Source organism: Oryzomonas japonica (assembly GCF_008802365.1).
Taxonomy (GTDB): Bacteria; Desulfobacterota; Desulfuromonadia; order Geobacterales; family Pseudopelobacteraceae; genus Oryzomonas; species Oryzomonas japonica.
The window spans coordinates 170,062-189,408 of the sequence record NZ_VZQZ01000004.1 but is presented as its reverse complement, the minus strand read 5'-3'; the positions used below and the strand labels follow the sequence as shown (position 1 = coordinate 189,408).

19 protein-coding genes are annotated in these 19,347 nt (G+C 63.1%); 13 read left to right on the top strand and 6 right to left on the bottom strand.

The genetic code is table 11. The features are described 5' to 3' along the window. The first annotated feature begins 32 nt into the window (after positions 1–32). The 10 genes from cbiD (at position 33) to F6V25_RS08365 (ending at position 10,274) form a co-directional block, all read left to right on the top strand. Positions 33–1,211: a cobalt-precorrin-5B (C(1))-methyltransferase CbiD gene (gene cbiD, locus F6V25_RS08410; protein WP_151128166.1), complete on the top strand. Its 1,179-nt coding sequence runs from the start codon at positions 33–35 to the stop codon at positions 1,209–1,211. A gap of 127 nt (positions 1,212–1,338) precedes the next feature. Continuing rightward, the gene (gene ribH, locus F6V25_RS08405; protein WP_149306203.1) at positions 1,339–1,806 is read left to right on the top strand and encodes a 6,7-dimethyl-8-ribityllumazine synthase; all 468 of its coding nucleotides are present in this window, start codon (positions 1,339–1,341) and stop codon (positions 1,804–1,806) included. Next, a complete protein-coding gene (gene nusB, locus F6V25_RS08400; protein WP_151128165.1) occupies positions 1,806–2,237 on the top strand; it encodes a transcription antitermination factor NusB in 432 nt (143 codons plus the stop codon). The genes ribH and nusB overlap by 1 nt, the downstream gene beginning before the upstream one ends. 186 nt (positions 2,238–2,423) lie before the next feature. Beyond that, positions 2,424–3,740 carry a homoserine dehydrogenase gene (locus tag F6V25_RS08395; RefSeq protein ID WP_151128164.1) on the top strand — a complete coding sequence of 439 codons (1,317 nt, stop codon included), beginning with the start codon at positions 2,424–2,426 and terminating at the stop codon, positions 3,738–3,740. Positions 3,741–3,879: 139 nt separating this feature from the next. Beyond that, on the top strand, positions 3,880–5,235 hold the full coding sequence (locus F6V25_RS08390) for a TrpB-like pyridoxal phosphate-dependent enzyme (RefSeq protein WP_151128163.1): 1,356 nt from the start codon (positions 3,880–3,882) through the stop codon (positions 5,233–5,235). 262 nt (positions 5,236–5,497) lie between these two features. After that, positions 5,498–6,115: a phosphoribosylanthranilate isomerase gene (locus F6V25_RS08385; protein WP_151128162.1), complete on the top strand. Its 618-nt coding sequence runs from the start codon at positions 5,498–5,500 to the stop codon at positions 6,113–6,115. Continuing rightward, positions 6,112–7,302, top strand: a complete 1,191-nt coding sequence (gene trpB, locus F6V25_RS08380) for a tryptophan synthase subunit beta (RefSeq protein WP_151128161.1) — start codon at positions 6,112–6,114, stop codon at positions 7,300–7,302. Before F6V25_RS08385 ends, trpB begins: the two co-directional genes overlap by 4 nt. A 327-nt stretch (positions 7,303–7,629) precedes the next feature. After that, positions 7,630–8,634: a phosphate acetyltransferase gene (gene pta, locus F6V25_RS08375; RefSeq protein ID WP_151128160.1), complete on the top strand. Its 1,005-nt coding sequence runs from the start codon at positions 7,630–7,632 to the stop codon at positions 8,632–8,634. 308 nt (positions 8,635–8,942) lie between these two features. Continuing rightward, entirely contained in the window at positions 8,943–9,830 is an 888-nt protein-coding gene (locus F6V25_RS08370; protein ID WP_151128159.1) for a GGDEF domain-containing protein, read from the top strand. 78 nt (positions 9,831–9,908) lie between these two features. After that, a complete protein-coding gene (locus F6V25_RS08365; RefSeq protein WP_151128158.1) occupies positions 9,909–10,274 on the top strand; it encodes a hypothetical protein in 366 nt (121 codons plus the stop codon). Between the two features lie 88 nt (positions 10,275–10,362). Here F6V25_RS08365 and queC read toward each other — a convergent pair whose 3' ends face one another. Further along, the gene (gene queC / locus F6V25_RS08360; RefSeq protein WP_151128157.1) at positions 10,363–11,043 is read right to left on the bottom strand and encodes a 7-cyano-7-deazaguanine synthase QueC; all 681 of its coding nucleotides are present in this window, start codon (positions 11,041–11,043) and stop codon (positions 10,363–10,365) included. Positions 11,044–11,138: 95 nt separating this feature from the next. Here queC and F6V25_RS08355 point away from each other — a divergent pair, with 95 nt between their 5' ends. The 3 genes from F6V25_RS08355 (at position 11,139) to F6V25_RS08345 (ending at position 13,897) form a co-directional block, all read left to right on the top strand. Next, the gene (locus F6V25_RS08355; protein ID WP_151128156.1) at positions 11,139–11,954 is read left to right on the top strand and encodes an OB-fold nucleic acid binding domain-containing protein; all 816 of its coding nucleotides are present in this window, start codon (positions 11,139–11,141) and stop codon (positions 11,952–11,954) included. Between the two features lie 341 nt (positions 11,955–12,295). Then, positions 12,296–12,736, top strand: a complete 441-nt coding sequence (locus tag F6V25_RS08350) for a GSU0071 family protein (protein ID WP_151128155.1) — start codon at positions 12,296–12,298, stop codon at positions 12,734–12,736. A 60-nt stretch (positions 12,737–12,796) separates the two neighbouring features. Next, the gene (locus F6V25_RS08345; RefSeq protein ID WP_246167001.1) at positions 12,797–13,897 is read left to right on the top strand and encodes a class I SAM-dependent methyltransferase; all 1,101 of its coding nucleotides are present in this window, start codon (positions 12,797–12,799) and stop codon (positions 13,895–13,897) included. A 46-nt stretch (positions 13,898–13,943) separates the two neighbouring features. On the opposite strand, the gene F6V25_RS08340 is transcribed toward F6V25_RS08345, so the two are convergent. The 5 genes from F6V25_RS08340 to F6V25_RS08320 are packed head-to-tail and all read right to left on the bottom strand — an operon-like array spanning position 13,944 to position 19,143. Next, positions 13,944–14,714: an energy transducer TonB gene (locus F6V25_RS08340; protein ID WP_191966135.1), complete on the bottom strand. Its 771-nt coding sequence runs from the start codon at positions 14,712–14,714 to the stop codon at positions 13,944–13,946. Beyond that, entirely contained in the window at positions 14,695–15,477 is a 783-nt protein-coding gene (locus F6V25_RS08335; RefSeq protein WP_151128153.1) for an ABC transporter ATP-binding protein, read from the bottom strand. The genes F6V25_RS08340 and F6V25_RS08335 overlap by 20 nt, the downstream gene beginning before the upstream one ends. Further along, positions 15,477–16,448: a FecCD family ABC transporter permease gene (locus tag F6V25_RS08330; RefSeq protein ID WP_191966134.1), complete on the bottom strand. Its 972-nt coding sequence runs from the start codon at positions 16,446–16,448 to the stop codon at positions 15,477–15,479. The genes F6V25_RS08335 and F6V25_RS08330 overlap by 1 nt, the downstream gene beginning before the upstream one ends. Then, the gene (locus tag F6V25_RS08325) at positions 16,445–17,317 is read right to left on the bottom strand and encodes an ABC transporter substrate-binding protein (RefSeq protein WP_151128151.1); all 873 of its coding nucleotides are present in this window, start codon (positions 17,315–17,317) and stop codon (positions 16,445–16,447) included. The genes F6V25_RS08330 and F6V25_RS08325 overlap by 4 nt, the downstream gene beginning before the upstream one ends. Next, the gene (locus F6V25_RS08320) at positions 17,317–19,143 is read right to left on the bottom strand and encodes a TonB-dependent receptor plug domain-containing protein (protein WP_151128150.1); all 1,827 of its coding nucleotides are present in this window, start codon (positions 19,141–19,143) and stop codon (positions 17,317–17,319) included. The genes F6V25_RS08325 and F6V25_RS08320 overlap by 1 nt, the downstream gene beginning before the upstream one ends. Positions 19,144–19,347: the final 204 nt, after the last annotated feature.

Genomic DNA, 19,347 nt, shown 5'->3' with positions numbered 1-19,347 from the left:
TCTCCGAAATATTTAAACCTACAAGGTACCAGATGAAAAAAACGCTGCGACACGGCTACACCACCGGCGCCTGCGCCGCTGCCGCCGCCAAGGGCGCGGCCCTGATGCTCGTGCGCCAGGCGGAGGTTGCGGAGGTCGCCATCGACCTGCCCGCCGGGGTCTCGGCCACCTTCCCGTTGCACGGCCAGCGGTTCACCGCCCATGAGGCCTCCTGCTTCGTGGTGAAGGATGCGGGGGACGACCCGGACGTGACCAACGGGGCCGAACTGCACGCCAGGGTGGCGGTCATCCCCGCCCCGCCCCACTCCTCCACAAGCGGGCGTGAGATTGTCATCGAGGGTGGCACCGGCGTCGGCAAGGCCACCAAACCGGGCCTAGCCGTAGGGCCGGGAGAGTGGGCCATCAACCCGGTGCCCCGCCGCATGATCGAGCAGGCGGTACGCGAAGCGATTCACGACGCCCAATTCACGCTTAAAGATTCACCATTCACGCTTCGCCATTCACGATTCACGCCTCAAGATGCACCACCCGCGCTCCACGTCACCATCAGCATCCCGGACGGCGAACTGCGGGCGCAGAAGACCTTGAACGCCCGCCTCGGCATCGTGGGGGGGCTCTCCATCCTGGGCACCACCGGCATCGTCCGCCCCCTGTCGGCCAAGGCGTGGACCGATACCATCGACGCGGCCCTGGACGTGGCCCGCGCCTGCGGCTGCCAAAACGTGGTCCTCTCCACCGGCCGCACCAGCGAACTGGCGGCCCAGCACCACCTGAACCGCGCCGCCGATCCCGCAACAGCCCTCCCGGAGGAGGCCTTCGTCATGATGGGGGACCACGTGGCCTATGCCCTGCAATCCTGCGCCCAACGGGGCTATGACCAACCGTTCGTGGCCTGCCAGTTCGCCAAGCTGCTCAAGATCGCCTGCGGCCACGAAAACACCCACGCCGCCGCTTCGGAGCTGGACCTGTCCACCCTCCAGGGGTGGGCCGGTGAAGCGGGGCTGCCCGAGGCCATCACCGCCACCATCGCCCCGGCCAACACCGCCCGGGAGATCGCCATCGCCGCAAACTTCGACCCGAGCCTGCTGAAACTGGTCTGCGGCCACGCCATCACCGCCGCCCAACGCCATGCGCCGAATCTCAGACCCCAGTTCCTGGTGGCCGACTACGACGGGGCCATCGCCTTCCATGGCCGTATCGCAGGGCTTTGAGTGCACTTTTTTCTCCCTTGTCGCAAAAAATTATGCTAACATTTGTGTTTCTTTACACCACACATCCCGGTTGTGGAAAATCACCCGAATGGAGCGGTTTTTCGGCACCCTGCACAAGGAGATCGTCATGCCACAATTCTTTGAAGGTAACCTCGATGCCAAAGGCCTGAAAGTCGGTATCGTCGTCGCCCGTTTCAACAGCTTCATCTCCGACCGCCTGCTGGAAGGGGCCCTGGATTCCCTGATCCGCCACGGCGCCAGCGACAAGGACATCCACGTGGCCCGCGTACCGGGCGCCTTCGAGATCCCCCTGGCCGCCAAGAAGCTGGCCGAGTCCCGCAAGTACGACGCCATCATCTGCCTGGGCGCGGTGATCCGCGGCTCCACCCCCCATTTCGACTTCGTTTCGGCCGAGGTATCCAAGGGCGTGGCCATGGTCTCCCTGGAGAGCGGCGTGCCGGTCATCTTCGGCGTTCTGACCACCGACACCATCGAGCAGGCCGTTGAGCGCGCAGGCACCAAGGCCGGCAACAAGGGCTTCGAGGCCGCCGCAGGGGCCATTGAAACCGCCAACCTGCTGAAGGCCCTCAAATAATGGGCATCCGACGGGAAGCACGCGAACTGGCGTTGCAGATGCTGTACGCCCTGGATGCCAATACGACCACGGGGCTGCGCGAAACCCTGCAGACATTCCGCGAGGAGCAGCATGAAACCCCGGCCTCGATCAGGGAGTTTGCCGAGGGGCTGGTGACCGGGGTGCAGCAGCACCGCGAGGCCATCGATGCGGCCATCAAGGCCCGCTCCAAGAACTGGGCACTGGCCCGCATGCCGCGGGTGGACCTGAACGTCATGCGTCTGGCCGTCTTTGAGCTGATGTTCAGAAGCGACATCCCCAAGAAGGTCACCATCAACGAAGCCATCGAGATCGCCCGCCGTTTCGGCGACAAGGACTCGCCGGCCTTCGTGAACGGCATCCTGGACGAGATCGAGGCGTGCGCCAAGACCGAGGAACCGGCGGAAGAATAAATACTTCAAATCTGCCACAGAGACGCAGAGACACAGAGAAAATCTTTTCGTAATTCAGATCTTGAATCGTATTCAAATTACAAAAGTGCCCCTTCTCGTAATCTATTTTAAAAATCTTTTGGTTTCCTCTGTGTCTCTGTATCTCTGTGGCGGAATTTGATTTCATACGAGTACGAGGTTTAGTCAATGAGCGACATCAAGGTAGGTCTGATAGGATACGGCAATATCGGGGCCGGGGTGGTCAAGCTGCTCCAGCAGAACGCGGACGTCATCCGCAGCAAGGTCGGAGCCGGCATCGCACTGAAGAGGATCGCGGACCTGGATATCACCAGCGACCGCGGCGTCACGGTCGATCCCGCCTGCCTGACCACCGACGTCAATGCCATCTTCGACGACCCCGAAATCTCGGTGGTGATCGAACTGATGGGTGGGTACGAGCCGGCCAAGACCTTTGTGCTCAAGGCCATCGAGAAGGGCAAGCACATCGTCACCGCCAACAAGGCGCTCCTGGCCCTGCACGGCGACGAGATCTTCGCCGCCGCGGCCCGCAAAGGGGTCGAGGTGCAGTTCGAGGCCTCCGTGGGGGGCGGCATCCCGGTGCTCACCTCAATCAAGGGGAACCTGGCCGCCAACCGCATCGATTCCGTGTTCGGCATCATGAACGGCACCTGCAACTACATCCTCACCCGCATGACCCAGGAGGGGGCGGATTTCGCCGACATGCTCGCGGCGGCCCAGAAACTGGGCTACGCCGAGCCCAACCCGACCTTCGACATCGAGGGGGTGGATACGGCCCACAAACTGGCCATTCTGGTCTCCCTCTGCTTCGGCACGCGCATCGACTTCAACAGCATCTACACTGAGGGGATCTCCCGCATCAGCGCCCTGGACGTCAAGTTCGCCAGCGAGTTCGGCTACCGCATCAAGCTGTTGGCCATCGGCAAGCTGAACAACGGCCAGGTGGAGGCGAGGGTCCACCCCACCATGATCCCGCTGCAGAACCCGCTGGCCGAGGTGAACGGCGTGTTCAACGCCATCCGTCTGCACGGCGATTTCGTAGGTCCGGTGATGTTCTACGGCCGGGGCGCCGGGCAGAACCCCACCGCCAGCGCCATTGTGGGCGACCTGATCGGGCTTTCCCGCAGCATGATGGCCGGCGCGGGACGCAGGATGGCGCCGTTGGGCTTCATGGACGACCAGGTGGCCACCCTGCCGCTCAAGCCCATGTCCGAGATCGTCAGCAAGTATATGCTCCGTTTCAGCGCCCTGGACCAGCCGGGCGTGCTGTCCGCCATCTCCGGGGCTCTCGGCAGGCACGGCATCAGCATCGAATCCATGGTGCAGACCTCGCACCAGGCCGACGACGCGGCGCCGGTGCCCATCGTGATCATGACCCACGAGGCCCGGGAAGGGGCCGTGCAGGCCGCCCTGGCGGAGATCGACCGTTTCGACGTCATCAGCCAGAAGACCGGCTTCATCAGGATCGAGGATAATCTGGAGTAGCGGCTGCAAATTTTGCCAGGGAGAGATTGGAGGGGATGGGTCTCATGGGACTTATGAGTCCTATAAGTTCCATGAGACCCATAAGTCCCATAGAACCTCCCCCCTCTCCCTGGTTTGACTTCAATTCAGGAGCAACCACATGAACACCAAGATCCTCCTCAGCGAAGACCAAATCCCCCGTCAGTGGTACAACATCATCCCCGACATGCCCGGCCCCCTGGCCCCGGTCATCAACCCCCAGACCCTCAAGCCGATCACCCCGGACGACATGCTGGCCATCTTCCCCATGGCGCTGATCGAGCAGGAGATGTCCCCCAACCGCTGGATCGACATCCCGGACGAGGTCAGGGAGATTTACAAACTGTGGAGACCGTCGCCGCTCTACCGCGCCCATCGCCTGGAAAAGGCGCTCGGCACCCCGGCCAAGATCTATTACAAGTACGAAGGGGTCTCCCCGGCAGGCTCCCACAAGCCCAACTCGGCCATTCCCCAGGCATGGTACAACAAGCAGGCCGGCATCCGCCGCCTGGCCACCGAGACCGGCGCCGGCCAATGGGGCAGCTCCCTGGCCCTGGCCTGCTCCCTGTTCGGGCTTGAGTGCACGGTGTACATGGTCAAGATCTCCTGCACCCAGAAGCCGTACCGCAGAAGCATGATGCAGTTGTGGGGCGCCCAGGTCATCCCCTCCCCCTCGGAGTTCACCAACGCGGGGCGCGCCATCCTGGCCCACGACCCGGAATGCCTCGGTTCCCTGGGGATCGCCATCTCCGAGGCGGTGGAGGACGCCGCCACCCACGCCGACACCAACTACGCCCTGGGGAGCGTGCTCAACCACGTCTGCCTGCACCAGACCGTGATCGGCCAGGAGGCGCGGGAGCAGATGAAGATCGCCGGCGACTACCCGGATGTGGTCATCGCCTGCTGCGGCGGCGGCTCCAATTTCGCCGGGCTGGCCTTCCCCTTCATCGCCGACCGGGCCGCCGGCAAAAACGTGCGCTGTCTGGCCGTGGAACCGGCCTCCTGCCCGACCCTGACCAAGGGGATCTACGCCTTCGACTACGGCGATACCGCCAAGATGGCGCCCATCTCCATGATGTACACCCTGGGGCACGACTTCATGCCCCCCGGCATCCATGCCGGCGGGCTGCGCTACCACGGCGAGTCCCCCCTGGTCTCCCAACTGCACCACGCCGGGCAGATCGAGGCCAAGGCCTACAAGCAGAACGCCTGCTTCGAGGGCGCCCTGCTCTTCGCCCGCAGCGAGGGGATCGTCCCGGCCCCCGAGTCGTCCCACGCCGTGCGCGCCGCCATCGACGAAGCGGTAATGGCCAAGGAGGAGGGGAAGGAACGGACCATCCTGTTCGGCCTCTCGGGTCACGGCCAACTGGACATGGGCGCCTACGACGCCTATCTCTCGGGCAACCTGGAGGACTACGAGTACCCGGAGCAGAAGATCCGCGAAGCGCTGGAGCGGCTGCCCAAGGTTGAATTGTAAATAACGGACAATCTGCCACAGAGACACGGAGACTCAGAGAAAGTCAAAAGCGTATCTACAAGGATGGAGGGGATGAACAGGATAAAAGCATAAACAGTTTTTAGGCTTTTGTCGGTAACCGTATTCAAGGTTTTATCCCCTTCATCCTGTTCATCCATGTAAAATCTTTTTGGCTTTGACGTCCTCTTCTGTGTCTCCGTGTCTCTGTGGCAGATTTGATTGTGTCTGTTTCCGTAGCAGGATTGATCGTGGCAAAAACCATATGATAAAAGTCAAGATCTGCGGCATAACCAACCTGGAGGACGCCCTGACGGCCATCGACGCCGGGGCCGACGCCTTGGGTTTCGTCTTTCACCCCCAATCCCCCCGGCACGTGTTTCCCGAACAGGCCGCCGCCATCATCCGCCATCTGCCCTCCTTTGTGCAGACCGTGGGCCTGTTCGTCAACGACCCCCTGGAGCAGGTGAATGCCACCGTGGATCTGTGCGGCCTGGACCTCGTCCAGCTGCACGGCGAGGAAAAGCCGGGGTACTGCGACTCGGTCAGGCGCAGGGTCATCAAGTCCTTCCGGGTGAAGGACATCACCTCCCTGGAATCGATGCGGGATTACCGGGTGGCGGCGTTTCTGCTGGACGCCTGGTCCCCGGCCGCCCACGGCGGCACCGGGCAGACCTTCAATTGGGAGATCGCCGCCTGCGTGGCCCAGTCCAACCGCATCATCCTGGCCGGCGGACTGACGCCCCTGAATGTGGTGGAGGCGGCCCGCCAGGTGCGTCCCTATGCTGTGGACGTTTCCAGCGGAGTGGAATCCGGGCCGGGCAAGAAGGATGCGGACAAGATACGAGAATTCATCAGATTGGCTAAGGAGGCTGTTCCTTGAAACTCCCCGATAAATATGGACACTTTGGTGCATTCGGCGGGCGCTACGTCCCCGAGACCCTCATGCCGGCACTTTTGGAACTGGAAAAGGCCTACGAGCACTACCGCCACGACAAGGAATTCAAGGAAGAATTCCAGTACTATCTGCGTCAGTACGTGGGTCGCCCCAATCCGCTCTACTATGCCGAAAAACTGACCCGAAAACTGGGGGGCGCCAAGATCTACCTCAAGCGGGAAGACCTGAACCACACCGGCGCCCACAAGGTGAACAACACCATCGGCCAGGGGCTTCTGGCCAAACGCATGGGCAAGAAACGGGTCATCGCCGAGACCGGGGCGGGGCAACACGGGGTGGCCACCGCCACCATCGCCGCCCTGTTCGGCATGGAGTGCGAGGTATTCATGGGCGAGGAGGATACCCGCCGCCAGGCCCTCAACGTCTTCCGCATGCGGCTTTTGGGGGCCACGGTCACGCCGGTCACCGCCGGCACGGCGACCCTCAAGGACGCCATGAACGAGGCCATGCGCAACTGGGTGACCACCATCGCGGACACCTTCTACGTCATCGGCACCGTGGCCGGCCCCCACCCCTACCCCCAGATGGTGCGCGACTTCCAGTCGGTCATAGGCCTCGAGGTCAAGAAGCAGCACCAGAAGATCGAGGGGCGCCTGCCCGACTACCTGGTGGCCTGCGTCGGCGGCGGCAGCAACGCCATGGGCCTGTTCCACCCCTTCCTGAAAAACCACAAGGTCAAGATGGTCGGGGTGGAGGCGGCCGGCTTCGGCATCGAGAGCGGCAAGCACGCGGCCTCGCTCAGCGCCGGTTCCCCCGGCATCCTGCACGGCAACAAGACCTACCTGCTCCAGGACGGGCACGGCCAGATCACGCCTGCCCACTCCATCTCCGCCGGCCTGGACTATCCCGGCGTGGGGCCGGAGCATTCCTGGCTGAAGGAAACCCTGCGCGCCGAGTACGTCTCCATCACCGACGACGAGGCCCTGGAGGGGTTCAATGTGCTGACCCGGGAGGAGGGGATCATGCCGGCCCTGGAGTCGTCCCATGCCATCGCCCACGTCCTGAAGCTGGCCCCCACCCTGTCCAAGGACAAGAGCATCGTGGTCTGCCTGTCGGGCCGGGGGGACAAGGATATCCATACGGTAGCCGACGCCATGGGGGTAAAATTTTAGCAGGTTGTTGAAAAACAGCCAGCTCGCCGCCATCCTCAAAAGCCACCTTGTGACTGAGGCCTTTGGCCTCACCCTTCGGGCGCCTTCTCGGTCCAATTTCACCAGTGAAATTGTGCGGCGTAGCGCTGCTACGCCTCCGCGGGGCTTGTCTAGCGGGTGCTACGATCTGACTATTTTTGAACAACCTGTGTTTTATAGTGACCTATTTAAAACTCGGGTTATTCAAATTACGGAAGCCTGATTGGTCAGGCTTTTTTGTTTGACCGCTGCCATGGTTTCAACTATACATATACCTCTGTTCTATTCACAACCGAGGAGGTTATTCTCATGCATCTTGTCGACCAGATCAAGGATAAGGCCCGGAAGAACCAACAGACCGTGGTGCTGCCGGAGAGCTACGACGAGCGGATGCTGTTCGCCGCCGAGAAGGTGACCAGGGAGGGGCTGGCGCGGATCGTCATCCTGGGGGACCCGGCCAGGATCCTGGCCGATGCCGCGGCAAAAGGGGTCGACCTGACCGGGGTAGAGCTGCTCAACCCGGCCACATCCCCCAAGCTGGAACAGTACGTGGCCGATTTCGTCGAACTGCGCAAGGCCAAGGGCATGACCCCCGAGGAGGCCCGCGCCCTCCTGACCGCGCCGGACAACCTGTACTACGCCGGCATGATGGTGCGTAACGGCGACGCCGGGGGGGAAGTGGCCGGAGCCACCGGCACCACCGGCAACGTGCTCAAGGCGGCCTTCCAGACCGTCGGCCCGGCCAAGGGGATCAAGACCGTCTCCTCCTTCTTCCTCATGATCACCAAGAACGAGAACTTCGGTGAGAACGGCATCATCCTGTTCGCCGACTGCGCCGTCAACCCCAACCCGGACGCCCAGGCCCTGGCCGAGATCGCCGTGGCCACGGCCGGCAACTGCAAGGCCTTCCTGGACGTGGACGCCCGGGTGGCCCTGCTCTCCTTCTCCACCAAGGGGAGCGCCACCCATCCCGACTGCGACAAGGTGACCAAAGCCCTGGAAATCGCCCGGCAACTCAAGCCGGATATGCAGATCGACGGCGAGCTCCAGGCCGACGCCGCCCTGCTCCCCAAGGTGGGCGAGAAAAAGGCCCCCGGCAGCGCCGTGGCCGGCAAAGCCAACGTGCTGGTCTTCCCGGACCTGGACGCCGGCAATATCGCCTACAAGCTGGTGGAACGGGTGGCCGGCGCCGAGGCGGTCGGCCCGATCATCCAGGGGCTGGCCAAGCCGGTCAACGACCTGTCCCGCGGCTGCTCCGTGGACGATATCGTCAACGTCGCCGCCATCACCGCCGTCCAGGCGGCCCAGGGCTAACGGGTACGGAGGCGGCCCGGCGCACCCTTGAGGCCAGCCGGGCCGTCGCCCCTCACCCATGATCGCTTCCCCCGGCAGCCGGCACATACCGCCGGACCATCTTATCATCCCCCCCCCTCGCTCCACCCAACAGAAACAGCAATTTATCGAGTTATATCATCATGTTAGGCCATATGGAGTTTGCCATGTCACGTACCATTTTTGTTGATTTTATGGGTGGAGTGGTGTAAGCGATATTCAGTCACACTCTACACGGTTTTAGTGTCGCGAAATATTTTCCCAATGCTCCATGCCCAACAGGGACCGCCATGCCGTGTATTTCGATCAAAATCCTCGTTATTTCCCCAATCATCCTGGGGGCCTGCATCCTGACCCTTTCCCTGGTACCGGTTCAGGGGCTCATCCGGGGGTTGCCATCCAGCAGCAAGATCCGACACAACTGGTATACCCTGACCAGCCTGATCATCTTCTTCATTGCAGGGTATCTTTTTTACGCCTTTGAGCTGTGGCGCGGCACCTGCCGGTTTTCCGACCTCATCGTCTCGGTCGTCTTCTTCCTGGGCGCATGCTTTGTCCTGCTCGTCAACTACCTTTCCCATCAAACGGCCCGGGGCATCCGCCGTATCACCCTGCTGGAGCAGGAGAATATCACCGATGCGACCATGGGCGTCCATAACCGCCGCTATTTCGAACAGCGGCTGAAAGAGGAGTTCGACCGGGCGCGACGGTACAAGCTGCCGCTCTCGCTTCTTCTCATCGACATCGACAATTTCAAGCAGATCAATGACACCAGTGGCCACCTGGCCGGCGATATGGTCCTGAAGCACCTGGGGCGCCTGCTGGTCGCATCCGTCAGGGATACGGACATCATCACCCGCTATGGCGGGGATGAGATCTGTATCATTGCAACCCACACCAACGGTGCCACGGCCCTGGAACTGGCGAAACGGGTTTGCTCACTGGTGGAAAAGAGCGCGGTGACCGGCGAAGACGGCCAGGAGGAGATCCACACAACCGTAAGCATCGGCGTAGCGTCCCTGGCCCCTGGGCTCACCGAGGCGGCCGAGTTGGTGGACCGCGCCGACAAAGCCCTCTACCGCTCCAAAAACGACGGGAAAAACCGGATTGCCGTCTACCTCCCCCCTTCCCCCGGCGGCGAAACGAACCTGTGTAGCACCGACCAGCCCTGTTTCTAACGGTACCGTCCTGACCCGCGATGATGTTTTGACCTCTCCCCCCATCCCTGATAGAATTTGAGTGAAGAGGAGACGCCCATGAGAGGAAGATGGATTGTCGCCATACTGCTCATAGCGCTGCCTGCCGTTCCCTGCCGCGCGAACACCCCCATCCGTGAGAAGGGCAGGGAGGTCGGCCAAGGGTTGAAGAAAATGGGCAAGGACACGGGAAAGGCCATGAAAGAGGGGGGCAAAGAGGTGGGCCACGCCTTCAAGGAAGGGGGCAAGGAGGTCGGTCAGGGCTTCAAGAAGCTCGGCACGGACACCGGACGGGCCTTCAAGGAAGGCGGCAGGGAATCGGGCCAGGCCGCCAGGAAGACCGGCCGTTCCATGGGTGAGTGGTTCAGGGATACGGGACACTCCATCAAGGGCTTTTTCCACGACCGCTTCACCACCACGAAGTAGTCCGCAGGTTCACTGTCCCGCACAACACAAAAGGCGCACCCCGCGATGGGATGCGCCTTTTGAGTCGCCGCGCCGTGGCGGGCAAATCCTACCGGTTCACATACCCGAGCGGGTCCTTCAGCCCCGCCTCGGCAAACCCCTTCAAGCGCAGCCTGCAGGAATCGCACTCCCCGCAGGAGAGCCCTTCCGGCGTCGGATCGTAGCAGGAATGGGTCAGGCCGTAATCCACCCCCAACTCCATCCCCTTTTTGATGATCTGGGCCTTGGTCAGGTCGATGAGCGGCGTATGGATGCGAAAATGCCCCGTTCCCTCCACGCCCGCCTTGGTGGCCAGGTTGGCCATGGTCTCGTAGGCCTCGATATAGGCGGGGCGGCAGTCCGGGTAGCCGGAATAATCCAGGGCGTTGACACCGATGTAGATGTCGAAGGCCCCCAGCACCTCGGCCCATCCCAGGGCAAAGGAGAGAAAGATGGTGTTGCGGGCCGGCACGTAGGTGACCGGGATCTCGTCCCCCACCCCCGCCTTGGGCACGGCGATATCCGCCGTCAGGGCGCTCCCCCCCATCAGGCGCAGATCGAAATCCACCACCAGATGTTCGGCCGCCCCCAGGCGCACCGCATTGGCCTTGGCCACCTCCAATTCGTGGCTATGCCGCTGACCGTAGGAAAAACTGATGGCGTACGGGGTGAAACCCTCGGCCTGGGCCATGGCCAGACAGGTGGTTGAATCAAGACCGCTGCTATAAAGAACGACCGCTTTGCGTTGCATAGTATTCTGTCCCCTCTATTTTTGAACTGCCAGTTATCATGCTTTCGTGATAGTATCAAAAAATTCGAGTTGGTAAATTCAAAAATGAGGACCACATGAAAAAGAATTATTTTCTGTCTCTTGCGCTCATCGTTTTTTACTGCGCCGCCTCCGCCGCCCTGGCCGCAACTTCCACCCCCAACGTGCCAGCCGGCCACCCGAAGATCGACTATCCCGCCCAATCCACGACCCACCAGCAATCGGCTCAAATCTCGGGCAAGGTGCTGCAGGCCATGAACAGCGGCGGCTACAGCTATATCTACCTCCAGAAGAACAACGGCGAGAAGGTCTGGCTGGCCGTGGCGGAAACCAGGGTGAATGTGGGCGACCGCATGAGCTTCAAGGAAGGCCTTGTCATGAAGGACTTCGAGAGCAAGACCCTCAAACGCACCTTTGCTTCCATCATCTTCTCCAACGGCGTCATCCCCCAGGCGAAAGCCGCCGCACCGGCGGCGCCGGCAAAAGTGCCGGCGGCACCGGCGGTTCAGCCAAAGGCGCAGACGGCCCCCCTCGGCAGCAAGGTTGCCGTAAAGGCCAAGGAGGTGAAGATCTCGGTCAAAAAGGCAAACGGCCCCAATGCCTATACCATTGCCGAGGCGTACCGCAACAGCGCCAAGCTCAACAAGAAGCAGGTCTCCATCAGGGGCAAGGTGGTCAAGGTCACCCCCAAGATCATGAAGAAGAACTGGATACATATCCAGGACGGCAGCGGCTCCCAGGCCAAGGGGACCCATAATCTGGTCTGCACCACCACGGCAACGGCCCAGGTGGGCGACGTGATTACGGTCAAGGGAACCCTGGCCAAGGACCGGGACTTCGGGTACGGCTATCGCTACAGCGTGATCATCGAGAACGCCACCATCGGCAAATAGCAGCCGCTCAACAGAGCCCGTCACACCAGCCCCTCCCTCACCGGAGGGGCTTTTTACTTCTATCCCGCCACAAGACGCAGACGTTGAACCTGGTGCCGAGAAAAAAGGCAACCCCCGCCAGAATGATGCACCCCTGCATCATTTTTACCTCGTCCCCCACCCCTCACACCGCATAACATCATCGCAACCGTTCGGCATCATTAGGTTTAACAATTTGCCCCATCCCGGCACGCATTATGTATATCCGTTAATTATCCTTGTATATCATGGCGACTTTGATTCAAAATGATAGGCAAGCGACAGGAGTCATGTTCAACACCGTTGCACCAGGGAGCATTACCATGAATACCAATCTTATCGACGAAGCCATTGACCGATATGTCAGTGAACGCATGACGGCAGGACGGGAGCACGCCAGTTCGCGCTTTCTCAGCTACGCCCATCTCAAATGCACCGGCAGCGAGATCGGCGAATTCATGCGCCACGTGACCGGGCTGACCCGCTATTACATAGACGTGACCAAGGTGTTCGAGAATCCGTTCCGCGGCATCGAGATGGCCTTTTTATCCACCATGCTGGTGGTTGCGGTGGTCAGCTGCTGGCTGATGCAGGACGAGGCCACCCGCCTGTGCGGCATCTGCATCTTTGCCGGCACCATCGTCCACGGCTTCGCCCTGATGCGGCACATCGCCCGCAAATGGCTCGAATCGGGCGTGATGATCGCCATGTACGAGGAACTCGTCGCCCTGGTGGAGCAGGAGGAAGCGAGCCTCCGAGGGTGACCCCCGTGCCGTCCTGACTCGCCACCCCGGGCAGCACGCGCTTGTCAGGAACCGCGAGACTTGCTACAGTGGGGCATGGCCGACGACGTACGCACCCATTACGAGCTCTACCCCTATCCCCACTACCCCCTGCTGGCCTCGGTGCGCCGCTGCGATACCTACGCCCTTAACCTGACCGCCGTATGGGCCCGCTTCAACGGCGCCCTGCCGCCCCCCGAGGCCCAGCGCATCCTGATCGCAGGATGCGGCAGCTTTTCCCCCTACCCCTTTAGCCTGGCCAACCCCCATGCCGCCATCACCGCCCTCGACCTGTCGGAGCGCAGCCTCCGCCGCGCCCGGCTGCACTGCCTGCTCCACGGCCGCACCAACGTCACCTTCTGCCGGGGCGACCTGCTGGACGCCCCCCTGACCGGCGGCCCCTTCGGCCTGATCGACGCCTACGGCGTGCTCCACCACCTGGACGACCCCTTGGCCGGGCTCAAAGCCCTGGCGGGACGCCTCGCACCGGGAGGGGTGCTGCGGCTGATGGTCTACAGCCGCTACGCCCGCCGGGAAGAGGAGTCCATCCGCCGCGCCTTCCGCCTGTTGGGGATTACCGACCCGGCCGCGGCGCGGCGGCTCATCACCCGGGCCAAACCGGGGTCGCGCCTGCGCCGGTTCGTGGAGGCGTCCGACGAGGCCGCCTTCGACAACGGGCTGGCCGATGCCCTGCTCCACCCCCGGGTCCATACCTTCCGGGTCGGCGGGCTGCTGGACCTGGTCCGCCAAAGCGGCCTGGAGCCGCTCCTGTTCGCCCACCACGACGCCCTGGAGGATGTGGGGCTGGAGGCGGGACGGCTCACGGCCCTGGAGGCCTCCCGGCGCTCCCCCGGCAACTTCATCCTCTACGCGGGCCGCAACGTTTCCGGCCCCTGCCCCGTGGACCGCGGCTCCCTCGTCATGCTCAACCCCTGCCTCTCCCGGGCCGTCGCCCCGTTTAGCCTGGGTGCGGTGCATATCGCCCCGCGCCTGGGGGGCGCCACCCCGGTGCTGACCCGCACGGAACGCGCCCTGCTGCGGGGCCTGCGCAACCCCAAACCGTGGGACGCCCTCTCCCCCGCCTGCCGCGCCCTCCTGCCGGCCTACCGCGAGGCGTTGTTCCTGCTCCAGTTCAGGCGCTGACCGAAACCGTCCCCCGACACGCCACGTTCTGAGGTCGCTGCGGGCTTCACTCACCTTCGTGCAGAACAAACCGCACCGGCACCAGGACCTGGGACGATACGCCTCTGCCGTTTTTCACCGCCGGCGCAAAGGACGATTTCCTGATGGCGGCGCTCGCCGCTTCGGCAAAACCGAAACCGTTTGCCTCGACGGTCTCGATCCCCTGTACCCTTCCCTGGGCATCCAGCGACAGCCGCACGACGACCCGCCCCTCTTTCCCCAGCCTACGGGCAATGAGCGGGTAGAGCGGCGCTTCCCGATGGATGAAGCGCGGCGCCCCCACATCCCCCAACGCCATGACCCGCCCCGCTGCCGGCTCCTGCCCGGTCGGCCCGGGCGGCGCGCCTCCCGGTTTTTCCCCGGGGGGACGGGCGGGCAGCGGGCCGGCCGGTATGCCAACTGGTATGCCGACGGATACGGCGCGGGGAGCCGGCGGCACCGGAGGGGCGGCCGCCATAGGGACTTTTGCCCCTGCACTCCGGTCGTCATGGAAGGCAGCAGGCTTGACGACCGGGGGCCGCGGTTGCTCCCGGTCCGTTTCCGGGCCGGGCCGTTGCGGAGCGTTACCGCTATGCGCGGGCTTCGAGGCCCCCGTCCTCGGCAACCGTGAGTCCGACGGCTCGACGGCAAAGACCTCGACGGCACGCACCGCGGCAGGCGTCCCGGGCGGCCTGCGCGTCGCCAAGATACCCAGGGCGAGGTGGAGGAGGAGCGACCCGATCAGGCAGGTGCCGAGCCCTTTGGCCGTCATCTCGTCCTCACCGGGGTTGCCGCTCAAGGGCCAGGCCCACGGCGCGATGCGCCGCCGTGTAGCTGTCGGCGGCATCGTCCAGGTCGAAGGCGTCCCGCACCATCTCATCCGTGAGGACGCTGCCCGGATCGCCCTCGGCGACCACCCGCCCGCGCTTGAGCAGGAGGAGCCGGTCCAGCAGGGCCCCCATGCCGATATCGTGCAGCGACAGGCATACGGACACGCCTTTATCCCGGGCAATGTCCTTCAGAAGCCGATACAGGTCGAACTGGTACCTGATGTCCAGGCTCGCCAACGGCTCGTCCAGGAGCAGCACCCGCGCCCCCTGGACCAGGGTCATGGCGATATAGGCCCGCCGTTGCTCCCCGCCGCTCAGTTCGGTAAGGAACGCCGTCGCCTTGCCCCCCAGCCCCGTGAGGTGGAGCGCTTCCCCCACGGTGAGCGCCGCCTCCCCGCTACGGGGGTACGCCCCCATCCCCACGAGTTCGGCCACACGGAACGGGACCTGGGTATCCAGTGTCTGCGGGAGGTAGGCCACGAGCTGCGCCCGCTCGTTCCCGCCATAGGAGCGGATCGCCCGTTTGCCCACCAGCACCTCCCCCTGTTGCGGGGAGAGAAGCCCCGCCGCAAGCTTGAGGATCGTCGACTTCCCCGCGCCGTTAGGCCCCATGAGACCGACCAGTTCCCCACCGGCCACGGCAAAGGAGAGCTGCTCCATAAATCCGTGCGGGTTGTAGGAGAACGAGACGTTGGCGAATTCGAGCGTGGTCATGGCGGCATCCTCCGGCATCAGCAGATCCTCCTCCGCCCCAGGAGAAAGATGAAATAGGGGGAGCCGATAAGCGCGGCGATCACCCCGGCGGGAAGTTCCAGCGGCGCGGCGACGGTCCTGCCGACGGCGTCGGCGACGCAGAGCAGGGTCCCCCCGGCAACCACCGAGAGCGGCAGCACCACGGCGGCGTCCGAGCCCACATGGCGGCGGACTACATGGGGGACCACGAGCCCGATGAAGCCGACAACGCCCCCCAGGGCGACCGACGCGGCGGTCATGAGCGACGCGGCAATGAAGAGAGCGAGCCGCTCCCGCGCCGGGTTGAAGCCCAGGCTGTAGGCGATGTCGTCCCCCAGGGTCAGGGCGTTCAGCCCCTTGCGCCGTGCCACGGCAAGACCCAACCCGGCAAGGATGAAGAGAAACCCCACGGGGAGCAGCCCCCAATCCACCAGGGAGAGATCGCCGGACATCCAGAGGATGGCCCGCCTGAGGCCATCGTCCACGGAAATAGTCATGACCAGCATGAGCAGGGCGGAGAGGAAGAACCCGACGCCCACACCGGCCAAAAGGAGCCGGTCGGGCTGCAACCCTTTCCAGCCGCGCCCCAGGATGACGACGGCGACGCCCGTTGCGATGGCCCCCAGAAACGCCAGCAGGGGAACGCTGAGCGCGAACAGGGAGAGGCCGAACATGAGCCCGAACGAGGCGGCCAAGGATGCGCCGCTGGAAATGCCCAGGATGTACGGGTCAGCCAGGGGGTTGCGGAAGATCCCCTGGAGAATGGCGCCCGACGCCCCGAGGGCGCCCCCCATGAGCAGGGCGGCGGCGGTCCGGGGGAGCCTGATGGCGAGGAGTGTCCGGCAGGTTTCCCGGTCCATGGTGAAGGGGTTCAACAGTCGCGGGCCGCTGGCTATCGAGATAATGATGACGCACAACGAGGCAACGCACAGTGCCGTTGCCACGAGAGCGGTGCCACGGGCGCGCTTCACGGCATCCTCCCGCAACGGTCCAACTCCGCCAGACCCGTGGGTATCCTCGGGCCGGGGCGATACAGGGCGTCGTCCATGAAGCAGACCCGCCCCTTCTGCACCGCTTCGAGCATGCCGATACTCTTCAGGAATCCCTTGGAAAGCGCCCGCATGTCGTCGTGCCCCTTACCGATCAGGATCACATCGGGCCTCCGTTCGATGACCGCCTCCAGGGAGAAGCGGGGATAGGCGGCCTTGGCGTCGGCGGCGATATTGTGCAAACCGCTCATCCGCATGGCATCGTCCAGGATCGTACCGGGCCCGGCCACGATCAGGGGACTGGGCCAGATGACGAAGATCGCCTTTCTGCCCCCCCCGCCTGCGCCTGTTTGCGGCGGCTTCCCCCAGTGCGACGCCGCGACGTCCCGGATTGCCGTCTCCAGTTGTCCCGCAAGGCGGTTGGCGGCGGGAGAGGCCCCCAAAGCCCGGCCCATCTCCCGGATGCCGCCGGGCAGTTCGGTCAGGCGCCGGGACGTGAAGACATAGGTTCGGATACCGAGCCGGGCCAGCCGTTCGGCCACGGCCTTCGGGTTCCCGTCGCTGGTCATGACCACCAGATCCGGCTTCAGGGCGGCGATCGCCTCGATGGACGGGTTCGCCATGCCGCCGACCTTCGCCTTGCTCCGGGCCGCGTCGGGCCGGTCGCACACCGTGGTCACCCCCACGATCCGTTCCCCCACCCCAAGGGAGAACATGATCTCGGTCATGGCCGGGGCGAGGGAGACGATCCGCTGCGGGGGCCGAGGAGTGCAATACGCGGCCCGATGCCATCCGCAGAGGACGAGCAGGCAGAGAGCCCACCGCGTTACGCCGCACAGCTTCCGCGCCATTAAAACGCAACCTTGACGCCGCCAAAGGCGGAGATTCCGGGAGTGCCATAGCCGCCGGCCTCCTCGTACGACTTGTCCAAAAGATTGTCGATTCGTGCAAAGAGCGAAAGGTTTTTGTGCAGGAGATACGAGCCCTTCAGATTGACAAGGGCATAGGGGGACAGGTCACGGTTCAGCGTCGCATCGTACCGTTTGGCAACATACCGGTATTCACCGATCACCGTCAGTTTGGCCAGGGTATATTCAACGGATGACGTGAATTTGTTCCGTGGGCGGAGCGTAAGAGAGGCACCGGTGTCCTTGTCGACCGCGTTAAGGTAGGTGTAACCGGCATTCAATTTCAGATCGGCGAGAGGAAGGGCGGTTGCCGTGACCTCCACCCCCTCGGTCAGAGCGTTTCCGATATTGACGGCAGTGAAGGTAGTCGGGTCCGACTGGATGAGGTCATGGTAACGCTGCCAGAACCAGGTCGCGCCGATCACCAGCTTCTTGCCGAGCAGGTCCTTTTCGACACCGACGTCGTAGCCGATGCTTCTTTCCGGTTTCAGATCGCGGTTGCCGTAGTTCGGATAGTAAAGCTCATTCAGCGATGGCGCCCGAAATCCGCTGCCGAGATTTGCCTTGAATCTCATCGCCAGCGGCTTGAGGTTATAGAGCACGCCGGTCCGGTAGGTCACGGCATCGCCAAAGGCCGAATGGTCGTCATAGCGCAACCCGGCGTTGAGAATCAGGGCATCGTCGATCAGGCCGAGTTTGGCGTTGAGATAACCGGCCCTGTTGTCAATCGACTCGTCGAACGCCCCCTCATTGTTGGCCGATTCGTAGCGGTAGGCAAATCCCCCGGTTATGGTCAACGGGTGCAGATCAAGCGTGTGTTGCCAGTCCAGGAGTTCGGTGGTCGCGTTGATCCGGTAATTATTGTAGGCGGTGACAGGGTCCGTGGTGTTCAGGTTATCGCGGAGATATGAGAGGGTCAGGCTCTGTTCGTACTTCTCCCAGGGAAAGATTTTCCCGGTGGCGGCCACGAGATAGTTCTCGTGCTTTTGGATGTAGTTCCGAGTGTCCACCGGCCCGGTTCCGAAGGCGTAATTGTCGAGCTGCGTCTTGTCCGCCCCGTAGCGCAGGTTGAGTTCGATGGAGGCGTTGTCGGCCGGGTTGGCGCCGAGCCGGGCCGATACCGACTTGTTCGTGGTGCCGTTCGGCATTGAGCCGTTTTTGGCTGTGGGGATGCCGTCGGTATCGAAGTAGGTGGCGGACAGCCGGTAACTCGTCCTGTCCGTGCCACCGGAAACCGACCCTGCCGTCCTGACGGTGGAAAACGAGCCCCCCTCGACGCTCAGGTCGGCCTTCGGTTTGCCTTCCCCTTTTTTGGTGATGATGTTGACCACGCCGGCCATGGCCTCCGAGCCGTAGAGGGTGCTCTGGGGGCCTTTGATGATCTCGATGCGCTCGATATCGGTGGTCAGCAACGTGGACAGGTCCGCGGAACCGGTGGAGGGGCTGTTGAACTTGATGCCGTCGACCAGCACCAGCACCTGATTGCTGCCGCCGCCACGCATGAGCAGGGTGGCGTTCGTACCGGGGCCGCCGTTTTGCACGACCTGCACATCCGGCTGGAGCCTCAAGAGGTCAACGACAAAAGGGACGCCCCGTTTCTCCAGATCGGCCCGGGTAATGACGGCCATATCCTGCGGGACGCGCTCCACGGACTCTTCCCAGCGGGAAGCGGTTGCCACGATCTCCGGCAGGACGGCATCGGGCGGTTCGGCAAAGGCCGGGGTAGCCAGCAACAGTACGCACAACAGGTTTACAACGTTCTTCTTCATGACATTCCTCTCTCGAAGGTGCGAATGGAGCGGTCTTCCGGCTCAGGGCCACCTACTCGCCCGCCTTCCCGGGATTGCTCCCCGTGGCTGTTTCGCGCTTGGCGCGACGGGTTACGGCATAAAAAAAGTCCGCATGTGCCGAAGCATCAAGCGGACTTTTCGTATTCAAAGTCTGGTAATGGATTCACTCTTCCCTTACCACGG

What these genes read in the sequence shown, in the direction of transcription:
- cbiD (WP_151128166.1), top strand. Translation starts at nt 33, where the DNA reads ATGAAAAAAACGCTGCGACACGGCTACACCACCGGCGCCTGCGCCGCT.
- ribH (WP_149306203.1), top strand. Translation starts at nt 1,339, where the DNA reads ATGCCACAATTCTTTGAAGGTAACCTCGATGCCAAAGGCCTGAAAGTC.
- nusB (WP_151128165.1), top strand. Translation starts at nt 1,806, where the DNA reads ATGGGCATCCGACGGGAAGCACGCGAACTGGCGTTGCAGATGCTGTAC.
- F6V25_RS08395 (WP_151128164.1), top strand. Translation starts at nt 2,424, where the DNA reads ATGAGCGACATCAAGGTAGGTCTGATAGGATACGGCAATATCGGGGCC.
- F6V25_RS08390 (WP_151128163.1), top strand. Translation starts at nt 3,880, where the DNA reads ATGAACACCAAGATCCTCCTCAGCGAAGACCAAATCCCCCGTCAGTGG.
- F6V25_RS08385 (WP_151128162.1), top strand. Translation starts at nt 5,498, where the DNA reads ATGATAAAAGTCAAGATCTGCGGCATAACCAACCTGGAGGACGCCCTG.
- pta (WP_151128160.1), top strand. Translation starts at nt 7,630, where the DNA reads ATGCATCTTGTCGACCAGATCAAGGATAAGGCCCGGAAGAACCAACAG.
- F6V25_RS08370 (WP_151128159.1), top strand. Translation starts at nt 8,943, where the DNA reads ATGCCGTGTATTTCGATCAAAATCCTCGTTATTTCCCCAATCATCCTG.
- F6V25_RS08365 (WP_151128158.1), top strand. Translation starts at nt 9,909, where the DNA reads ATGAGAGGAAGATGGATTGTCGCCATACTGCTCATAGCGCTGCCTGCC.
- queC (WP_151128157.1), bottom strand. Translation starts at nt 11,043, where the DNA reads ATGCAACGCAAAGCGGTCGTTCTTTATAGCAGCGGTCTTGATTCAACC.
- F6V25_RS08355 (WP_151128156.1), top strand. Translation starts at nt 11,139, where the DNA reads ATGAAAAAGAATTATTTTCTGTCTCTTGCGCTCATCGTTTTTTACTGC.
- F6V25_RS08350 (WP_151128155.1), top strand. Translation starts at nt 12,296, where the DNA reads ATGAATACCAATCTTATCGACGAAGCCATTGACCGATATGTCAGTGAA.
- F6V25_RS08335 (WP_151128153.1), bottom strand. Translation starts at nt 15,477, where the DNA reads ATGCCGGAGGATGCCGCCATGACCACGCTCGAATTCGCCAACGTCTCG.
- F6V25_RS08325 (WP_151128151.1), bottom strand. Translation starts at nt 17,317, where the DNA reads ATGGCGCGGAAGCTGTGCGGCGTAACGCGGTGGGCTCTCTGCCTGCTC.
- F6V25_RS08320 (WP_151128150.1), bottom strand. Translation starts at nt 19,143, where the DNA reads ATGAAGAAGAACGTTGTAAACCTGTTGTGCGTACTGTTGCTGGCTACC.